Source organism: Paenibacillus sp. 598K (assembly GCF_003851045.1).
Lineage (GTDB): Bacteria > Bacillota > Bacilli > Paenibacillales > Paenibacillaceae > Paenibacillus_D.
On record NZ_BFBX01000031.1, the window covers coordinates 1 to 18,192 of the forward strand.

The 18,192-nt window shown below is 58.3% G+C and carries 17 protein-coding genes and 1 pseudogene; 1 reads left to right on the plus strand and 17 read right to left on the minus strand.

The genetic code is table 11. The features are described from left to right. The 15 genes and pseudogenes from PA598K_RS10525 to cymR form a co-directional block, all read right to left on the minus strand. Positions 1–449, minus strand: a pseudogene (locus tag PA598K_RS10525) (penicillin-binding protein); the annotation flags it as partial. A 128-nt stretch (positions 450–577) separates the two neighbouring features. Then, complete coding sequence (locus PA598K_RS10530; RefSeq protein ID WP_128656910.1) at positions 578–2,728, minus strand: methyl-accepting chemotaxis protein; 2,151 nt, start codon at positions 2,726–2,728, stop codon at positions 578–580. A 163-nt stretch (positions 2,729–2,891) separates the two neighbouring features. Next, positions 2,892–4,154, minus strand: coding sequence for a peptidase U32 family protein (locus tag PA598K_RS10535; protein WP_128656911.1), 1,263 nt, complete (start codon positions 4,152–4,154; stop codon positions 2,892–2,894). Between the two features lie 16 nt (positions 4,155–4,170). Further along, positions 4,171–5,121, minus strand: coding sequence for a peptidase U32 family protein (locus PA598K_RS10540; RefSeq protein ID WP_128656912.1), 951 nt, complete (start codon positions 5,119–5,121; stop codon positions 4,171–4,173). 15 nt (positions 5,122–5,136) lie between these two features. Continuing rightward, positions 5,137–6,234, minus strand: coding sequence for an endolytic transglycosylase MltG (gene mltG, locus PA598K_RS10545; RefSeq protein ID WP_128656913.1), 1,098 nt, complete (start codon positions 6,232–6,234; stop codon positions 5,137–5,139). 87 nt (positions 6,235–6,321) lie between these two features. Then, entirely contained in the window at positions 6,322–6,639 is a 318-nt protein-coding gene (locus tag PA598K_RS10550) for a DUF1292 domain-containing protein (protein ID WP_128656914.1), read from the minus strand. Between the two features lies 1 nt (position 6,640). Beyond that, entirely contained in the window at positions 6,641–6,946 is a 306-nt protein-coding gene (locus tag PA598K_RS10555) for a DUF1292 domain-containing protein (RefSeq protein WP_128656915.1), read from the minus strand. An 8-nt stretch (positions 6,947–6,954) separates the two neighbouring features. After that, positions 6,955–7,371 carry a Holliday junction resolvase RuvX gene (gene ruvX / locus PA598K_RS10560; RefSeq protein WP_128656916.1) on the minus strand — a complete coding sequence of 139 codons (417 nt, stop codon included), beginning with the start codon at positions 7,369–7,371 and terminating at the stop codon, positions 6,955–6,957. A gap of 36 nt (positions 7,372–7,407) precedes the next feature. Continuing rightward, on the minus strand, positions 7,408–7,668 hold the full coding sequence (locus PA598K_RS10565; protein WP_128656917.1) for an IreB family regulatory phosphoprotein: 261 nt from the start codon (positions 7,666–7,668) through the stop codon (positions 7,408–7,410). Positions 7,669–7,711: 43 nt separating this feature from the next. After that, entirely contained in the window at positions 7,712–10,345 is a 2,634-nt protein-coding gene (gene alaS, locus PA598K_RS10570) for an alanine--tRNA ligase (protein ID WP_128656918.1), read from the minus strand. 349 nt (positions 10,346–10,694) lie between these two features. Continuing rightward, positions 10,695–11,765: an AI-2E family transporter gene (locus PA598K_RS10575; RefSeq protein ID WP_260405348.1), complete on the minus strand. Its 1,071-nt coding sequence runs from the start codon at positions 11,763–11,765 to the stop codon at positions 10,695–10,697. 180 nt (positions 11,766–11,945) lie between these two features. Continuing rightward, the gene (locus tag PA598K_RS10580) at positions 11,946–12,137 is read right to left on the minus strand and encodes a hypothetical protein (protein ID WP_128656919.1); all 192 of its coding nucleotides are present in this window, start codon (positions 12,135–12,137) and stop codon (positions 11,946–11,948) included. Between the two features lie 13 nt (positions 12,138–12,150). After that, positions 12,151–12,687, minus strand: coding sequence for a PRC-barrel domain-containing protein (locus PA598K_RS10585; RefSeq protein WP_128656920.1), 537 nt, complete (start codon positions 12,685–12,687; stop codon positions 12,151–12,153). Positions 12,688–12,699: 12 nt separating this feature from the next. After that, positions 12,700–13,851: a cysteine desulfurase family protein gene (locus PA598K_RS10590; RefSeq protein ID WP_128656921.1), complete on the minus strand. Its 1,152-nt coding sequence runs from the start codon at positions 13,849–13,851 to the stop codon at positions 12,700–12,702. A gap of 9 nt (positions 13,852–13,860) precedes the next feature. Then, positions 13,861–14,280 (minus strand): cysteine metabolism transcriptional regulator CymR, encoded by a 420-nt coding sequence (gene cymR / locus PA598K_RS10595; protein WP_128656922.1) that lies wholly within the window; start codon positions 14,278–14,280, stop codon positions 13,861–13,863. A gap of 227 nt (positions 14,281–14,507) precedes the next feature. Between cymR and mnmA the strand changes: the two genes are divergently transcribed. After that, positions 14,508–15,626: a tRNA 2-thiouridine(34) synthase MnmA gene (gene mnmA, locus PA598K_RS10600; protein ID WP_128656923.1), complete on the plus strand. Its 1,119-nt coding sequence runs from the start codon at positions 14,508–14,510 to the stop codon at positions 15,624–15,626. Positions 15,627–15,810: 184 nt separating this feature from the next. Here the strand turns inward: mnmA and PA598K_RS10605 are convergent, their stop codons facing one another. Together PA598K_RS10605 and PA598K_RS10610 are read right to left on the minus strand one after the other, a co-directional pair. Continuing rightward, positions 15,811–17,130, minus strand: a complete 1,320-nt coding sequence (locus PA598K_RS10605) for a hemolysin family protein (protein WP_128656924.1) — start codon at positions 17,128–17,130, stop codon at positions 15,811–15,813. Positions 17,131–17,399: 269 nt separating this feature from the next. Beyond that, on the minus strand, positions 17,400–18,192 hold a 793-nt coding region (locus tag PA598K_RS10610), incomplete at its 5' end, for an AAA family ATPase (RefSeq protein ID WP_446674098.1).

Sequence of the window (18,192 nt, forward strand, 5' to 3'; positions counted from 1 at the left end):
CGAGCCGTCAGCGCCAGCGGCTCGCGCTCGCCGGGTGCCTGCCAGAAGGACGCCTCGCGCAGTCCTGCCAGCCATTGCTTCAGCTCTTCGCTCCGCACGTCCAGCGCCGCAGCGAGCCGATCGAGCTCGTCTGGCTCCCCCCAGGCCCCGTATCGCACCGGGAAAGCGGCCAATGCCTGGATCATCTCGCCTGTGATCGGGACGCCATGCCGATCCGTGAAGTGACCTCGTCCGCTAGAGAGCACAACTTGTTGCTCCCGCTGCTGAATCGATGCGCTATGCCAATGATCGACGCTGGCGCCGCTGGTCATCGCCGGCAGCCACTGCAGCCAGGCTAGCCGCCCGATCAGGCCCGCTGCTGCGAGCAATGCCGCCATCGCGATGACAAGCTGCCTTCGCCGCATCTGACTTCGATTCGATGTCCGCCCGCTTGTCGACTTTGCCTCCATGCTGCTCCACCTCTTCCTCGAACTGGTCCCTATTGCTAGTATGACCGTAACCGCTTCATCGCAACAGCACTCCAGCGCACAAAAAAACGGCGCAGACGTTATGCCTGCGCCGTTCATGCCTTGAGCGTCTAGATTTTAAAGCGGGAGAGCGTTTCTTTGAGCGCATTGGAGACACCCTCCAGCGTATCGGAGAGCTTGACCAAGCCTTCGCTAATGCTGAGCTGCTCGTTGCTGAGCGATGCGACCTCCTCGGAGGTTGCCGACGATTGCTCGGCGACGGCGCTGACGCTGCCCATCGCTTCCATGAGCGTTGTCTGCGATTGATCGAGCTCGCCGATCGAGCTAGTGACCGAATCGAGCCGATCGACAAACGTCGACATCTGATTCTGCACCGAGTAGAACAGCTGATTCGCTTCCTTGACGGAGACGATTTGTTCCTGGAAAATCGGATACGCCTCGGACAACACGCTGACCGTCTCGTCGATCTCGCGCTGGATCGTCTCAGTGATCTGTCCGACCACATCGATTGATTGACGAGACTGATCAGCCAGCTGGCGGATCTCGTCGGCGACGACCATAAAGCCCCGGCCGGCCGCGCCAGCACGAGCCGCTTCGATTGTCGCGTTCAGCGACAGGATGTTCGTCTGCTTGGTCAGATTGTTCAACACCTCGAGGATTTTGCGGATCGAGCCGGTGCTTTCCTTCAGCTTGTCGACCTTCTCCACCATCGACCGGGTCATCTCCTCGGTCAGACCGGTCTTCTCGATCAGGAGGTCCATATAGCGCGTGCCCTGCTCGCTCGATTGCTGGACATTGCCAGCCGAGACGACCATCTCGTTGTTGGCGGAGATTACATGCTTCATCTGGCGTCCGATATTGTCGGTCAGATCGCTGCCGCGCTCCGCCTCCATCGCCAGGCTGGTCGCGCCGCCGGCGATTTCTTCCGTCGCGACGGCGATCTCCTTGGCAGAGACGGCTGTCTTCTTGGACGACTCGCTAAGCGCTTCCGCTGTCTGGAGGACATCCGACGCAGATTGATACGTCTGACTGGCGAGCGAGCCGATCTGCGCCATCATCTGGTTGAAGCTCTGCGCCAGCTGGCCGATCTCGTCGCTCTTGCGTATCGTCGACCGTACGGTGAGATCGCCGCGTTCGCCGAGCGTCATCAGGTCGCGCAGCTGACGGAGCGGCATCGCGATCATCCGGATGACCAGATAGCCAATCCCGAGCGCCAGTACGACGGCGAGCAGCGAGGCAATAACGGTGATGTTGCGGATCTGACCCGCATCCTTTACCAGCTCATTGACCGGGATCTCGCCGAGCAGCCACCAATCGATGGAGTTGAATTTTTTGAACACGGCCAGCACCTGGCCGCTGTTGCTGTCCTGCGAACGTTTCGAGAACGGACCATCCTGACGTTCATCGTTCGTGAACATCACTTCGTTGATTGAGGTCAGCTCCGACAGATCTTCGGTGAAGATCAGGCGACCTTGGTCGTCGACAATCTTGATCGCGCTGCCCTGGCCCAGATTAAGCCCGGAGAGCTGCGACATCAGCTCCGAATATTTCACCTCCAGCAGCAGCACATACATCTCCTGATTGCTGCTCGTGCTTTTGACGAGCCGCGAGATGCTGAGCGCCGGCTCCCGCAGCGAGCCCGAGTTGCCGTTGGGCTCGGCCGGCAGCCAGAGCGGCTGACCGCCGCGTGCGACGACCTCCTGGAACCACTCAGACGAGCGGATCGCATCATAATCGGTGGAGCTGGCCCCGCTTGTGATCGGGTTCAGCCCTTCCTTGATCGGGATCAGATAACCAGCTGCGATCGTCGTATTGGACATCAGCATCGACTGGAACTTCGTATCGATTCGTTTGACCGCCTCGAACTGCTCGTATGCATCCTGCTTGGCGTTATTGAGCGTGTTGAGACTGTTCTGGATCTCGTTGTCGAAGATAAGCTGCATCGTCAGCTCGTTCAGATTTTGGAACATGAGATCAAGCTTGCTCGCCGTCTGTGTAACCGTTTGCATGCTGGAATCTGCCACTTTGTCTTCGATAATATTTTTGGAGATCTGATAGGAAAATGTACCTACGGTCACCACACATAATAGAATACTGCAAAAAATAAGCAAAAACAGCTTGGTCCCGACGGAACGGTTAAACGAGAGCTTAAACGAGCGGGCTCCCTGCCCTCCCGCTGCCGGTTTAGGCTTCTGCGCTTGATTTCCGTCACCTTTCCGTATGCCAGCCAATTTTTCCTTTGACTTCTCTACCCATTTCACAATGTTACACCACCTGGTCGTTTAATCTACGAGATTTACAGCTACTTCACATATGTACACTCTATTTATCGGCAGGACCCGGGACTTTTGTAATAGGCAATAAAAAACTCTTCTCCCAATCCATGAAAGAGGATCGAGGAAGAGTCTTCCCAGTTGTGTAAAATTATTGGCGACTGCCCTTGCCAATCCGCTTGCGCATCATATCCATCGGATGAACCGGCTGCTCGACACGAAAACGGACAAGCTGCAACGGATGTCTGGCAGCATCCAGCGCATTCCCTTCGGCATCTGTCAACTCCCCGACTGTCTGCTTGAAGAAACCTCCGGGTCCAAAAAACTCGATCTCCTGTCCCGGCTTGAAATGATTGCGTTGCTGAATCGTCGCCAAGCCGGTCGCATCATCGTAATCCATGACGACGCCAGCGAAGTCATAAGGGGCCGCTTTGTCCTCCGGCTCGTAAATATGGTCCTCCGCCCCGGGGGTGTCGAAGAAAAAGCCGGTGTTGAGCGGACGATTGGCCGCCTTATTGATCTCCTCCACCCACTCCGGCTTCAGCACATACCCTTCGGGATCGGCAAAATACGCGTCGATCGCCTGACGGTACGCATTGACGACCGTAGCGACATAATGCAAGCTTTTCATCCGGCCTTCGATCTTGAAGCTGTCGATCCCCGACTCGATGAGCGCCGGCAGATGCTCGATCATGCAAAGGTCCTTGGACCCCATCGTAAATTGCGTCTCGTCCTCAGCGGGCTCCTCCACATCCGCAGCCAGCAGGTCGTACTTCCAGCGGCAGGACTGGCAGCAGCCGCCGCGATTCGAATCGCGGTCGGTAAAGTGATTGGACAGCACGCAGCGACCGGAATAAGACGAGCACATCGCGCCGTGTATGAATGCCTCGATCTCGATATCGACATGGGCTTTGATCTCGGCGATCTGCTCCAGACTCGTCTCCCGTCCGAGGACAACGCGCGGCAGTCCTTCATCCTTCCAGAACTTGACCGCTTGCCAGTTCAACGTTGACTGCTGGGTGCTCAGATGAACCTCCAGCTTGGGCGCGACGCGTAGCGCCGTCTCGACGATCAGCGGATCGGCGGCGATAATCGCTGCGATGCCGACCTCCTCCAGATTGCGCAAATACTCCTCCAAGCCTTCGATATCCTCATTATGCGCATAGATATTCGTGGCGACGAATACTTTGGCGCCGTAGCGGTTGGCAAACTCCACGCCCTCGCGCATCTCCTCGAAGCTGAAGTTGTCGGCATTGGACCGCAGACCGTACTTTTGTCCGCCGATGTAGACGGCATCGGCGCCATAGTGGACGGCGAATTTCAGCTTCTCCAGGTTGCCGGCCGGAGCCAGCAGCTCGGGGCGCTCCAGACGGTGGCGCTTGCCCTTGCGGCTTGGCAATACTTCAGTAGCCATGCTAGCTCTCCCTTCCTCAGTACACTTGCTCTTTATAGAAAAATCCGAACGTCAGCTCCCGATCCGGGTCCTGCAGCGCCCGAATCGGCTCCAATGCCGATTCGTCAAAGGCATATCCTGCCGGATCGGCGTAATAAGCTTCAATCGTCTGGCGGTAGGCCCGCACCACGGCTTCATTATACGCACTCGACTTCATGAAGCCGTCGATTTTCAGACTGTCGATGCCTGCCTCCAGCAGCTCGTGCAGATTCTCAAGCATGCAAATATCGCCCGAGCTCATAACATGCGTACCATTGCTGTCCTCAAAGATCGGGAAACGCTCGTAGGGCCGCTCCGCCTCCATCAGGTACAGTCCGCGCTCCTTGCTGTGCTGCAGCTCTCCGGCTGGCAGTCCGCGCTCGCCGACGATCCGCTGATGGTCGCCATAGCTCTGGAGCAGATAACGCTTGGAATGATAGATGTTCGTCATGCCGTGAACCTGCACCTCGACCTGCATGTCGGTGTGCTGCTTGGCCTCGAGGATCTGCTCCATATTAAGCTCGCGCGCCAGCACGACCCGGGTCGCTCCGCGACGCCCCCAGAAGTTGGCTGTCGCATAGTTGGTCGAGGTCATCTCTGCATTCCAGTGCAGCGCCAGCCCGGGGTGAGCCGCCCGCACCGCTGTCAGGACAGCCGGATCGCCGAAGACGATCGCATGCGCGCCCGCCTCAGCGACTGCATCGATATACCCCGGCAGTTCGGCCAGCGCTTCATTTTCGATCAAGTTGTTGATCGAGACATAGATCCGCACGCCGCGGGGCGCAGCCAGCGCTGCCGCCTCGGCGATCTGCGACGGCGTGAAGTCGCCGGGCAACCGCATGCCATAACGGGCCTCGCCGATGACGAAGGCATCGGCTCCAGCATCGATCAGACGCTGCAGCTCCTCGAGAGAGGCAGCCGTGCAGAGCAGCTCCGTTTTTTGCGTCATGGATGTTTCTCCTTCCTAGCTGGCGTTCTGGCTTTGATTTTGTTCGCTTAGCCGTTTGTTTTTCAGATGCTCCCTGTAGGTGACAGAGAAGTAGTGCCCCTGCGAGCCGTCTTTTTTGGTCACATAGTAGAAGTACTTCGTATCTTCCGGGTACAGCGCCGCTTCGATGGCGGCCAGGCTTGGGCTGGCGATCGGTCCCGGCGGCAGTCCGGTATGTCGGTACGTGTTGTACGGACTGTCGACGTCCAGATCGCTCTCCATCAGACGTTCCTTTTGCTTGCCGAGCACATACTGCACCGTCGCGTCGATCTGCAGCATCATGTTGTCCCCGAGACGATTGTAAATGATGCCTGCGACGACTGCCCGCTCCTCGGGCAGCACAACCTCCCGCTCGACCATCGAGGCGATCGTCATCATCTCATGGAAGGTGACGCCGCGCGCCTCCAGCGCCTCCTCCCAGTCCTCCGGCAGCTGCTGCAGCTTGCGATCAAGCTCCTGCATCATTCGCTTGATGATGTCCTCCTCGGTACTTCCCTTGATCATCTCGTACGTCTCCGGGAACAGGTAGCCCTCGAGCAGTTGGTTTTTACTGTCGCTGGCTGTAATCCGTCCAGCCGCTGTGGAGCTGGTGAGCATCGCCTGCGAGCTTGCTGCTTCAAGGAAACGATCCTTGTCGACGAGCCCTTCCGCCGCCAGCTTCTCGGCCATCTGCACGACCGTAAAGCCTTCCGGCACCGTGAATCGCACGGTCTCGGCCTGGATCGTCTCACCGCTGTTAAGCTTAGCGATGATTTCATCCAACTTCATGCCGGGTCTGAGCTCATAGTTGCCTGCCTTGAAGCTTGGCCCCTCGTCCTGCAGGCGCAAATAATATTTGAACAGGAAACTGTTGCGGATAATGCCCTGTCTCTCCAGCGTCTCTGCGACCCGGTTCGGAGAAGCGCCCTTGGCCACCTCGACCTCGATTACCGCGCCGGCCGGCGCCGGGCGCAAACCATTCCATACATAGAGCGCTACGCTGGCGACGCCGATCAGCATCACCCCGAGGATCGAGCTGATGACGATCAATGTAATGCGGTTTTTGCGTTTGCGACGATATCTTGCTGCATCCACGCGTTTAAATCCCCCCTGAGGTGTTAATCTACAGTTCAAAAAGGACGGGGGTCGCCGTCCTTTTCGTCATCTCCGTATGATGCTGTACTACGACCGTTCCTCTTCGCTGAACAGCAGCTCGTCATACGCCTCGGCGACCGCTTCCCACTCGTCCTCGTCGGTGACAGCGTCCAGCTCGAAATCGCCATCCTCCTTCGGCACGACACGGAAGAAGGCCAGCTCGTCCTGCTTTTTCATCGCCGACGTCTGAAGCGCAGCGTACACTTGCCCGTCCAGCCGGTATTCGGCAGCTATCGCATACATCTCCTCGCTGCCGTCCTCCGACACGAGAGCGAGCTGGCGGCCGTACCGGCTGCGGAGCTCGCTCTGCCGCTCAGGCGTGCCTGCGCGATCCTCTGACGACATCCTAAGCTTCCTCTTCCATCTCGGCCAGGAGCGTGTTGAAGGTCTCCTCGACCATATCCCACTCTTCCTCGCTCTCGATCGTATAGAGCTTCAGATCGTCGCCATCTTCCTCGTAGCGGAACGCGTACACTTCCTCGGACTCCTCATCCGTTTCCTCTTCGGCGCTCAAGGGCACGACCATCATATATTTCTGTTCGGAGCCGTCGACTTCAAACTTCATAATGACTTCGAATTCTTCCTCGTTGCCCTCTTCGTCCGGAATGTAAATAATTTCCGGCTCTTCGAACTGCATGTCGTCATTTGTCATCTTTACCCTCACCTTTTCGTTTTAGAGTCGAGATAGTTTTGCAAAATGAGCGCTGCCGCCATTTTGTCCACCACTTGCTTGCGCTTCTTGCGGCTGATGTCCGCCTCGAGCAAGGTGCGCTCGGCGGATACGGTGGTCAGCCGTTCATCCCAAAGGTGAACAGGTAAATTCAGTTGCTCGCGCAAGGATTGCGCAAAAGCGATGCAAATTTCGCCACGCGGACCGATCGTGCCGTTCATGTTCTTGGGCAATCCGACGACGATTTCCGACACCTCATGCTCGCGCACAAGCGCTGCCAGTTCATCAAGCTCCGAGTCGTCCCTGCGTTTGTGAACGACGCCAATCCCCTGCGCTGTCCAGCGAAACGCGTCGCTGACCGCCACGCCGATGTTGCGGTCGCCGTAATCCAATCCCATAATGCGCATTGCCTGATCCGGCCTCATTTCGAATAGGTGTTTCGCTTATCTGTGCTGACGAAGATAGTTTCGGACGAGCTCTTCAATAAGCTCGTCGCGCTCTTTCCTGCGGATCAGACTTCTGGCGTTGTTGTGACGCGGAATGTACGCTGGATCTCCCGAGAGCAGATAGCCGACGATCTGGTTGATCGGATTGTAGTCCTTCTCCTCCAGGGCGTCGTACACGCTCAACAGAATTTCCTGCGATGAGGTTTCCAGCTCTTCCGGCTTCACATCAAACTTCATCGTTTTATCCATGGAACTCATTGCCAGCACCTCGCTTTCAGGTAAAGCAGTTATGCTACCCCTATCATATCACACTTGACTGTGAAAGAACCAGTTCTTCCGCAAGCTGTAAGGCTTCCTGCAGCTTGGACGGATCCTTGCCTCCCGCCTGCGCCATATCTGGACGACCGCCGCCGCCGCCGCCGCACCGCGCAGCGACTTCCTTGATCAGCTTGCCGGCATGGAAGCCTTGCTTGACCAACTCCGGCGATACCGAAACGACGAGGTTGACCTTGTCCTCCTGAACGGCGCCAAGCACGATGACGCCTTGCGACAGCTTGCCCTTGAGCTCGTCGACGATGCCGCGCAGCGCCTCCATGCCCGATGCCTTCACCTCGGACGCTAGCAGCGTTACGCCGCCGACCTGCTTGGCTTGCTGCTCCAGTGAGCCCGCCTCGATGCGGCCGAGTCTGGCTTGCAGCGCTTCCTTGTCGCGGCCCAGCTCCTTAACCTGCGCGTACAGCCCTTCGATCCGCTTGGGCACGTCGGGCAGCGAGGACTTGAGCAGGTCTGCCGCTTGCCTCAGCAGTTCGAGTTGACCCTCCATATGCGCATAAGCGAACTTGCCGGTCACCGCTTCAATCCGGCGCACGCCGGAGCCGATGCCCGATTCGCTGATCAGCTTGAAGATACCGATCTGCGCCGTGTTGGCGACGTGGCAGCCGCCGCACAGCTCGATGCTGTAGTCGCCGACCGAGACGACGCGGACGACGTCGCCGTATTTCTCACCGAACAGCGCCATTGCGCCCATTGCCTTCGCCTCGGCGATCGGCTTCTCGGCGATCGATACCGGCGTGCCGGTCCAGATCTGCTCGTTCACTCGGCGTTCGATCGCGGCCAGCTCCTGCTCGCTGATGCTGCCGAAGTGGGAGAAGTCGAAGCGCAGCCGCTCGGCCTCGACGAGCGAGCCGGCCTGATTGACATGATCGCCCAGCACTTCCTTGAGCGCCTTGTGCAGCAGGTGAGTCGCCGTATGATTCTTAATGATGTCCTCGCGCGACTGGCGGGACACCTCGGCCCGCACCTTGTCGCCTACGCGCAGCGTGCCGGAGGCGATCGTCGCGCGGTGCACCGGCTGCCCCTGCGGCGCCTTGAACACCGCTTCGACCGATACCTCTGCCCCGGCAGAGCGCAGCGTGCCGTGATCGCTCGTCTGTCCGCCGCTCTCCGCATAGAACGGCGTCACGTCGAGCACGATGAGCGCAGTACTGCCCTCCGGCGCGAGATCGACGATCTGCTCGTCGACGATGATCGCCTTCACGATCCCCTCAGCTACCAGTTCATTATATCCAATGAAGGTCGACTTAACCGCCAGCTCCGACAGCGGTCCGCCCTGCGTCTTCATGCTGCCGGTGTCGGCGCGGGCGGCGCGGGCGCGCTCGCGCTGACGCTCCATCGCCGCCTCGAAGCCGTCCCGGTCGACGCTCAGACCATGCTCGAGCGCATAATCCTCTGTCAGATCAAGCGGGAAGCCGAAGGTGTCGTACAGTCGGAAGCAATCGTCGCCGGAGATCACTTGCTCGCCCGCCGACTTGGCCTTCTCGGCCAGCTCCGCGAGGATCGCCAGTCCGTCGGAGAGCGTCTCGTGGAAGCGCTCCTCCTCCGTGCGGATGACGCGCTCGATGAACTCACGCTTCTCCACCACTTCATTGTAGTACATACCCATGATCTCACCGACGACCGGCGTCAGCTCGTACAGGAACGGCCGGTCGATGCCGAGCTTTTTGCCGTATCGCACGGCGCGACGCAGCAGACGACGCATGACGTAGCCGCGGCCTTCGTTGGACGGCATGACGCCGTCTCCTACGGTGAAAGCGACGGTGCGGATATGGTCGGCGATCACCTTGAGCGCGATGTCAGTCTCCTCCCGCTCCTTATAACGGACGCCAGCCAGCTCGCAAGTACGGTCGATGATCGGACGGAACAGGTCGGTGTCGAAGTTCGAATCGACATCCTGCAGCACCGAGGCGAATCGCTCGAGACCGGCGCCGGTATCGATATTTTTGTTCGGCAGCGGCGTGTAGCTGCCGTCCTTGTTATGATTGAACTGGGAGAATACGAGGTTCCAGATCTCCAGGAAGCGCTCGTTCTCTCCTCCTACCGTACAATCGGGATCGGAGAGGTCGCCATACTTGTCGCCGCGATCATAGAAAATCTCGGTGCAAGGGCCACACGGGCCTTCGCCGATATCCCAGAAATTGTCCTCCAGCTTGATGATGCGCTCGGCGGGCAGACCGATCTTCTCGTGCCAGAGCCGATATGCCTCCTCGTCCTCGGGATAGACGGTGACGGAGAGCCGCTCAGGATCGAAGCCGATCCATTGCGGGCTGGTCAGGAACTCCCATGCCCAGGTGATGGCCTCTTCCTTGAAATAATCGCCGATCGAGAAGTTGCCCAGCATCTCAAAAAACGTATGGTGCCGGCGCGTCTTGCCGACATTCTCGATATCGTTAGTGCGGATACACTTCTGCGAGTTGGCAATACGCGGGTTGTCCGGGACGACCCGTCCGTCGAAATACGGCTTGAGCGGCGCCATGCCGGCGTTGATCCACAGCAAGGAAGGGTCGTTATGCGGCACGAGCGAAGCGCTCGGCTCGATAGTGTGCGCCTTGCTCTCAAAAAAAGCGAGCCACTTGGATCTAATTTCACTGGCTTTCATACAATATACAGCCCCCATGTCCTGATAAAATTAAAAAAAGCCCCTACAGTTGCAGGGACGAATCTCATTCGCGGTACCACCCTGGTTATCGCGCTCTGCCGCCACACAGAAGTGACGGGCGCGCAATCGCCTTCGCAGGACGATAACGGGTCCTTGCCGTTGGAGTTGACCCACGCTCCGAGATCAGCTTTCAGCGGTTCTTCGTCAGGAAGTTCTTGCAGCCGTCTCGCGCGCCTCACGGGACGCTAACATGACGGAACTTCCTCTCTGGATAACGGGCTACCGCCTACTCTATCTCATCATCGCTTTGGTAATTTAAGTACAGTATAGCCGCTGCCAGCGCAAGCTGTCAAATCGTCTTGCGACGAATATAGTAGGAGAATACATGCTGCACAATGACCTTGAGCGCGGCGAAGATCGGCACGGCCAGGATCATCCCCAGAATGCCGGCTGCCTCTCCTCCGACAAGCAGCGCAAAAATAATGAACAGCGGGTGCATATGAAGTGTCCGGCCGACGACCTGGGGCGAGATGACATTGCCCTCGAGCACCTGGCAGATCAGGTTGACCGCCAGCACTAGCAACACCATCTTCCATGAGATCGTCGCGGCCATGATCAGCGCCGGCGCGGCGCCAAAAAACGGTCCGACATATGGAATGATGTTGAAGACGGCAACAATGCCAGCCAGCAGGAACGGATAAGGCAGGCCGACGATCCAATAGCCGAGGTAAGCGAGCAAGCCGACCAGCAGACAGACGAGCACTTGGCCGCGAATATAACTGCCTAGCGCCTCGTCGATTTCCTTCAACATGCGCACTACTCCCTGACGATGCGACCGTGGCACGTAGGTCATGACGGTCCGCTCGAACACATCCAGATCCTTCAGCATATAGAAAGCCAGGAACGGAATGATAAAGGCGATGAACAACGCGTCAAGCACCGCTCCAATGTTGTTGGCAAAATCAAGGATAGCCGCCGAAGCCTTTCGCTCAAGCTGGATTAACGATTGCTCGATGCCTTCGCGCAGCCCTTGCGGCAAAAACGACAGCTGATTCATCTGCTTGTACAGGCTTTGCGCGCGCAGCGTCAGCTCCGGCATATGATTGTTCAGCTCGTCCAACTGGCGGATCAATAGCGGCACCATGTGCATGAGCAGGACGGCAATTGCCGCGAGGAAGACGACATAGATCAACATCACGGCTACGCCGCGAGGCACGCGGCGATCGGATAGCGCGCCTACGACCGGATTCAGCACATACGAGATGATCATCGCCAGGACAAACGGTCCGAAGACCGCTTTGACGAAGCTGTAGACGGCGATCAAGACCGGCTTGAGCTGCAGCAGCAGGAGCACCGCCACCAGGCCGAGTATGCCGAATACGAGTATGGCCGCCGATTTGCTGCGCATCCATTTCTCCACTTCCCCTTCGTCCCCTCTCAGATGAGCTCCACAGCATGTCCTTACAGTATATGTAATTTATCAAAAGATCATCCTGAGCACCTAACAAAAATACAAAATAACCCCACAAAGTGGGGATCTGGGCAGAAACACAAAAGAACGGCCCATAGGCCGTTCTTCATCCATTTTACACTCCAATGGTTACATATGCAGTTGCGGCAGTTCCTCTTCGAAAAAGAGATCGTCAAGCGAGCTGAGCGTGCCGTCTTCCTCCACCTGGTACACGGACATCTTGTCGCCGTTGACCGTCAGCTCGATAAAGCATCCCCAGCAATAAAACTGGTGGCTGCCGATCTTGCCGATATCCTTGGAATTGCAATTGGGACATTTCATACAACTGGTCTCCCTATCGATCCGATTCGGAGGTGGTCATATTATGCAGTTCATGTCTAGCGCTCTCAGGCACAAGAACCGCTTCCTCGCCTAACATGATCTCTTCAGCGAACTGCGCAACCCTGAGCCAATAACGCCCTTCCATTACATCTGAAATAAAACCATCCGTTAATTCGTAGCCTATTATAGGTGTACCCTTAATCGGTTCAAAATAAACATCCGATATGCGCCCTAATTGTTCGCCGTCTGTCGTCAAGACCGGCCGATCCCTCAGCTTGCTCTCTCCCCAACTGAAGCAGCGGATCACTTCGCCGGCCGACAGCCGTCTCACAGCGTCGTCGCCAGCCAATATGAGCGCATCCCTGCCACAAGTCTGCACATCGTCCCAGTTCACCGCGTAGACGCGCTTGCCCAGCCAGCCGCGAAAATCGGCAATAATGCCGCGCAGCCGCCATGCCTCGTCGAACCAGATGTCTTTGACTTTGCCGACTGTTCTGCCAGTCGTACCGGCAATCAGGGGAAGACCGATCAAATGCTGAAGCTTGAGCACGGGCAGAGCCTCCTAGACCATATTACGAAGCCGCTTCGCGACGGTTGCAATTTTTTGCGCCGCGTGCGCGATATCTTCTATAGTATTGCCCATTCCGAAGCTGAATCGTACAGCGCTCGTCGCCAGTTCGCCAAGTCCCATCGCCAGCAGCACATGCGAACGGCTCAGCGCGCCAGAGCTGCAAGCCGATCCGCCGGAGGCTGCGACACCCTCGATGTCGAGATTCATCAGCATCGACTCCGCCGAGAGGCCGGGGAAGCTCAGGTTAACGATATCAGGCACGAGCTCGGGCGAGCCGCCGTTGACGATGCAGCCCGCCGCTCCCAGCTCCTCCGTCAGCAGCTCCAGGAAGCGGTGCCGCAGCTCCCGCACCGTCTGACGCTTCGTCTCGCGACCGCTCTCCACCAGCTCCAGCGCGCGGGCGAAGCCGCAGATCCCGGCGACGTTCTCTGTACCGGCCCGGCGATTGCGCTCCTGCGGCCCGCCGAGCAGCTGCGGTACGAGCGCTGTACCCTTGGCGACATACAGAGCGCCTACTCCTTGCGGACCGTTGATCTTGTGCGCCGAGAAGCTGGCCAGGTCGACTGGCAGCTCATGCAGGCGTAGCGGCAGCCGGCCGAGCGCCTGCACGGCATCGGTATGGAGAGGGATGCCGCGCGCGCGCGCGGCCGCTCCGATCGCTTCGATCGGCTGGACGGTGCCGGTCTCGTTGTTGACATACATGACGCTCACGAGCGCTGTCTGCTCGTCCATCGCTGCGGCGACCTGCTCCGCTGCGACTGCGCCGCTGCGGTCCGGCTCCAGCCTCGTCACGCGGAAGCCCTGCTCCTCCAGCCGTTCGATCGCATGCAGCACCGCATGATGCTCGATCGCCGTCGTCACGATATGATCTTTGCCCTTGCGGCGCTGCGCCCAGGCTGCGCCGAATATCCCCATGTTGTCGCTCTCGGTGCCGCCGGAGGTGTAGACCAGCTCGGCGGACGCGCAGCCGAGCAGCTGCGCCATTCGGTCGCGCGCTCGACCGACCCGCTGCTTGGCCGTGCGGCCGAAGCTGTGGACGCTAGACGGATTCCCTCCCGGACCGAGCCAAATGGCGGTCATCTCCTCCAGCACCTCGGGCGCGAGCGGCGTCGTCGCCGCGTGGTCCAGATAGATTCGATTCATGGCTTCTCCTTAGATGTAGAACATATAGCTGTCGATTTCACTTTCATCCCGATAAGAGATCATGTCAGCCAGCGTCGTCGAGTCGAGCACTTCGGCGATACTGTCGCGGATGCGCAGCCACAGGTGGCGCTTCGCCGGGTCGTCCTCCTCGGTAAAGTCGACCGGCGAGATCGGACCCTCCAGGATGCGGATGATGTCGCCGGACGTGATCTGCTCCGGCTCCTTCGACAGGATATAGCCGCCGTAAGCGCCACGGACGCTTTTTACGAGTCCGGCGTTGCGGAGCGGCGCGATCAATTGCTCCAAATAATGCTCCGAGAGCTGGTTTCGTTCTGCGATGCTTTTGAGCGAGATCGGGCCCTCCCCGAACTTCATTGCCAATTCCATCATAATGGTTAAGCCGTAACGGCCTTTAGTTGATATTTTCATAGCAATCCTTCTTTCCCGGTTCCTCGCACCGTCATTTTTTAGGATGATTGCAGGCGAATAGCCGGGCCTGCATAGATTATACAATTCATTGTATTCCCATATTGCTTCTATGTTAACATATCCGATCACGTTGTGGGTGAAAAAGCTTGCCCGAGCCGTGAAAAAGTTCGCTTGCCGTGATACAATAGACAGAATGAAGGTCAAGCTAATCCAGGTGGTGAATGTACATGAGCGCAACCCGTGCTTCCACGCGCGTAGTCGTCGGCATGTCCGGCGGCGTCGACTCGTCCGTAGCCGCCCTGCTGCTCAAGCAGCAAGGCTACGATGTAGTCGGCATTTTTATGAAAAACTGGGATGACACCGACGAGTTCGGTCACTGCACAGCCGAGGACGACGCCGAGGATGTAGCCCGCGTCTGCGAACAGATCGGCATCCCTCACTATACGGTCAACTTTGAACAGGCGTACTTCGACAAGGTATTCACGTATTTCCTGGACGAATACAAACGTGGCCGTACGCCCAATCCAGATGTGATGTGCAACCGGGAGATCAAGTTCGGCGACTTCCTCGCCAAGGCGCTCGAGCTTGGCGCTGACTACCTCGCTACTGGGCACTATGCCCGCGTTGAGCGTCAGGATGGTCTGACCAGACTGCTTCGTGGCGTAGATAGCAACAAGGACCAGACGTATTTCCTGCACGCGCTCGGTCAGCAGCAGCTCGCCAAAGCGATGTTCCCGATCGGTCACTTACCCAAAGCGGAGGTGCGCAAGATCGCAGCCGAAGCGGGTCTCGCTACAGCGACCAAAAAAGACAGCACTGGCGTCTGCTTTATCGGCGAGCGCAACTTCAAAACCTTCCTCAGCCAATACTTGCCTGCGCAGCCGGGCGAGATGGTCGACATCGCGACTGGCGAGGTCAAGGGGCGCCATGACGGCCTGATGTACTATACGCTCGGTCAGCGTCAAGGCCTCGGCATCGGCGGCTCAGGCACTGGCGAGCCTTGGTTCGTCGCCGACAAGGATCTGGCGCGCAATCGCCTCTATGTCGTGCAGGGCGAGTCGCATGCCAGCCTGTACTCGGAAGGTCTGACGGCGACGGGCGTCACCTGGCTCGGCGAGTCGCCGACGAGCGAGACGTTCCGCTGCACGGCCAAGTTCCGCTACCGGCAGCCGGACCAAGGCGTCACTGTCGCCTGGGATGCGGCCAGCGGCACGGCGGAGATCGTCTTCGACCAACAGCAGAAGGCGATCACGCCGGGGCAGGCTGTCGTCTTCTACGACGGCGAGACGTGTCTGGGCGGCGGCACGATCGATCTCGTCCGCAAGATTGCGCCTGCAGGTGTATAATCGCTGGCGAAGCGGCTGCTCCTGCTTGCCTACGGTAACCGGGCGAGCAGCGCAGTGCCGCTCAGTACGCAATGAAAAACGGCTGTCCCCTTGCTTCCTGCGAAGCCGGGCGGGGCAGCCGTTTTGGCGTTGGTGCAAGGACGCCCCGTACGGGGCGATCACCTGTATAGGAGCGACCTCAAGCTTAGCCGGAGCCAGCTTGAAGCCACATATCTTCATCCTTTTCCTCGAACCGCTTGCGTACGCCGATCCGCGCGATGCGCAGATGATCAGTCTCCTCGATGACGAAGTCAAAGGACCCGTAAGCGACTTTTTGCTGCTTTTTGGGCGGAATTTCGATTTGGGAGTAAATCCAGCCGCCGATCGTATCGTAATCCTCGCTGTCGATGTCAAGGCCGAAGAAGCTGTTCACTTCCTCGATCAGCATCAGTCCGTTGATGGAGTAGCAGTCCTCGGTCTTCTTCTCGATGTCGGGACGCTCCTCGTCAAATTCGTCCTGAATTTCCCCGACGATCTCCTCCATAATGTCCTCAAGCGTCACCAGCCCCGAGGTGCCCCCATACTCGTCAATCAGGATGGCGATCTGGGTTCGCTTCTTCTGCATCAGCTTCAGCAGGTTGCTGATCTGCATCGACTCCGGCACGGTCGTAATCGGCCGCATGATCTGCTTGATGTCGCTCAGGCCGGGAGCCTCGGTCTTCAGGATATCCTTGATATGGACGAAGCCGATAATATTATCCTTGTCATTGTCGCAGACCGGGAAGCGAGTATGCATCTCCTGCAGCGCGATCGCCCTGTTCTCCGCATAAGAGCGGTTGGCGTACAGACAGGACATCTCGGTGCGCGGGATCATAATCTCGCGCGCGCTGGTCTCGGCGAAGTCAAAAATATTATCCATCAGCGTCAGCTCGGTGTTGTCGATCAGTCCGCTCTTGTGACTCTCCTTCATCAGGATGCGGATCTCCTCCTCGGTATGCGCGGAGTCATGCTCCGAGGCCGGCTCGACGCCTACCCGCTTCAGCAGCCAGTTGGCGGTGCCGTTGAGGAACCAGATAAACGGGTACATCAGCTTGTGGAACAGCATAAGCGGCGCTGCCGTGAGCAGCGTGACATTCTCCGACTTGCGGATCGCCAGCGTCTTGGGGGCAAGCTCGCCAAGCACGATATGGAGAAACGTAATGATTGAGAACGCAATTAGAAATGCAATCGTATGGACGAGCACATCGCCTAATCCGAACCAGCCCTTCAGGTACGGCTCGATAATCTTGGCAATGGCGGGCTCGCCGACATAACCCAGGCCCAGCGAAGCCAATGTGATGCCCAGCTGGCAAGCCGACAAATACGCATCGAGATTGGCAGTCAGGTGAGAAGCGAACTTCGCTCTCCGATTCCCTTCCGCAACCAGCGTATCGATCCTTGTGCCCCTGACCTTCACCATGGCAAACTCGGCAGCAACGAAAAAACCGTTCATAAAGACAAGAAACATAATGAGCATCAAGTTCATTAATAACGGCACTATCGGTAATGGGTCCTCCAACGATTCCCTGTCATCCCCTCCCGGCAGCCGGGCAGGACCATGACAGGCGCACCTCCTTTAGATGGTCAAATAAAGTCGAAACTTATCCTATAGCTTAGTCGATCCAGCCTCCTGTCGTCAAATGTCCGTTTCGACTGCTAAACGATGTTTATTCGGGATGGGATGGACTTTATACATCATTTGCTTGCTTATGCTGCATATTTTGCTCTGCTTGCTGCCGATCGCAGGCTTCAGCCTCAACTGCCGGGACGAGCGCCGTATCTGCGCTGGCGGTTGAGCCGGATCTTCTCCTCCATTCCTTGCTCCGTCGCGTCATACAGCAGCTTGTCGCCCAACTGATCCGGCAAATACTGCTGCTGCACATAATGTCCGGGGTAATCATGCGGGTAACGATAGCCGCCGTGCCCAAGCTCGGCCGAGCCCTTGTAATGGGTGTCGCGCAGATGCATCGGCACCTCGACCCGGCCAACCGCATCCATCGCCCGCAATGTCTTGTCAATCGCTGTCACGACGGCGTTGGACTTGGGGGACTCGACAGCGAAGAGGATCGCCTGCGTAATATTGAGTCGCGCCTCGGGCCAGCCGATCTTGTGATACGCGTCCATCGCCGTCACCGCCTGCACCATCGCCTGCGGATTGGCCAGTCCGATATCCTCGCTGCAGGCGACGATGAGCCGCCGCAGGAAGGTCATCGGGTCCATGCCCAGCTTCTCGACGGCATAGAGGAACCAGAAAAGCGCGGCATCGCTGGAGCCGCGGATGCTCTTGTGGAACGCCGACAGCACATCGTATTGCGTCGACTCGTCCGCCTTGACCGTCCGCTGGCGGATCGATTCCTCGGCGACCTGCACGGTGATCCGGACCGTGCCGTCCGGCTCAGAGGGCGTCGTCACGGCAGCCAGCTCGAGCGCATTAAGCGCGCGCCGGATGTCGCCGCTCGCCTGGGCTGCGATATGGCGCAGCGCCTCCTCCTCGGCCTCGAGCTTCATGAAGCCGAGTCCGCGCTCGCGATCGGCGAGCGCCCGCCGC

Excerpts from the sequence above, each read along its gene's own strand:
- PA598K_RS10535 (WP_128656911.1), bottom strand. The coding sequence starts at position 4,154 with ATGGCTACTGAAGTATTGCCAAGCCGCAAGGGCAAGCGCCACCGTCTG.
- PA598K_RS10540 (WP_128656912.1), bottom strand. The coding sequence starts at position 5,121 with ATGACGCAAAAAACGGAGCTGCTCTGCACGGCTGCCTCTCTCGAGGAG.
- PA598K_RS10550 (WP_128656914.1), bottom strand. The coding sequence starts at position 6,639 with ATGTCGTCAGAGGATCGCGCAGGCACGCCTGAGCGGCAGAGCGAGCTC.
- PA598K_RS10555 (WP_128656915.1), bottom strand. The coding sequence starts at position 6,946 with ATGACAAATGACGACATGCAGTTCGAAGAGCCGGAAATTATTTACATT.
- ruvX (WP_128656916.1), bottom strand. The coding sequence starts at position 7,371 with ATGCGCATTATGGGATTGGATTACGGCGACCGCAACATCGGCGTGGCG.
- PA598K_RS10565 (WP_128656917.1), bottom strand. The coding sequence starts at position 7,668 with ATGAGTTCCATGGATAAAACGATGAAGTTTGATGTGAAGCCGGAAGAG.
- alaS (WP_128656918.1), bottom strand. The coding sequence starts at position 10,345 with ATGAAAGCCAGTGAAATTAGATCCAAGTGGCTCGCTTTTTTTGAGAGC.
- PA598K_RS10580 (WP_128656919.1), bottom strand. The coding sequence starts at position 12,137 with ATGAAATGTCCCAATTGCAATTCCAAGGATATCGGCAAGATCGGCAGC.
- PA598K_RS10590 (WP_128656921.1), bottom strand. The coding sequence starts at position 13,851 with ATGAATCGAATCTATCTGGACCACGCGGCGACGACGCCGCTCGCGCCC.
- cymR (WP_128656922.1), bottom strand. The coding sequence starts at position 14,280 with ATGAAAATATCAACTAAAGGCCGTTACGGCTTAACCATTATGATGGAA.
- mnmA (WP_128656923.1), top strand. The coding sequence starts at position 14,508 with ATGAGCGCAACCCGTGCTTCCACGCGCGTAGTCGTCGGCATGTCCGGC.
- PA598K_RS10605 (WP_128656924.1), bottom strand. The coding sequence starts at position 17,130 with ATGAACTTGATGCTCATTATGTTTCTTGTCTTTATGAACGGTTTTTTC.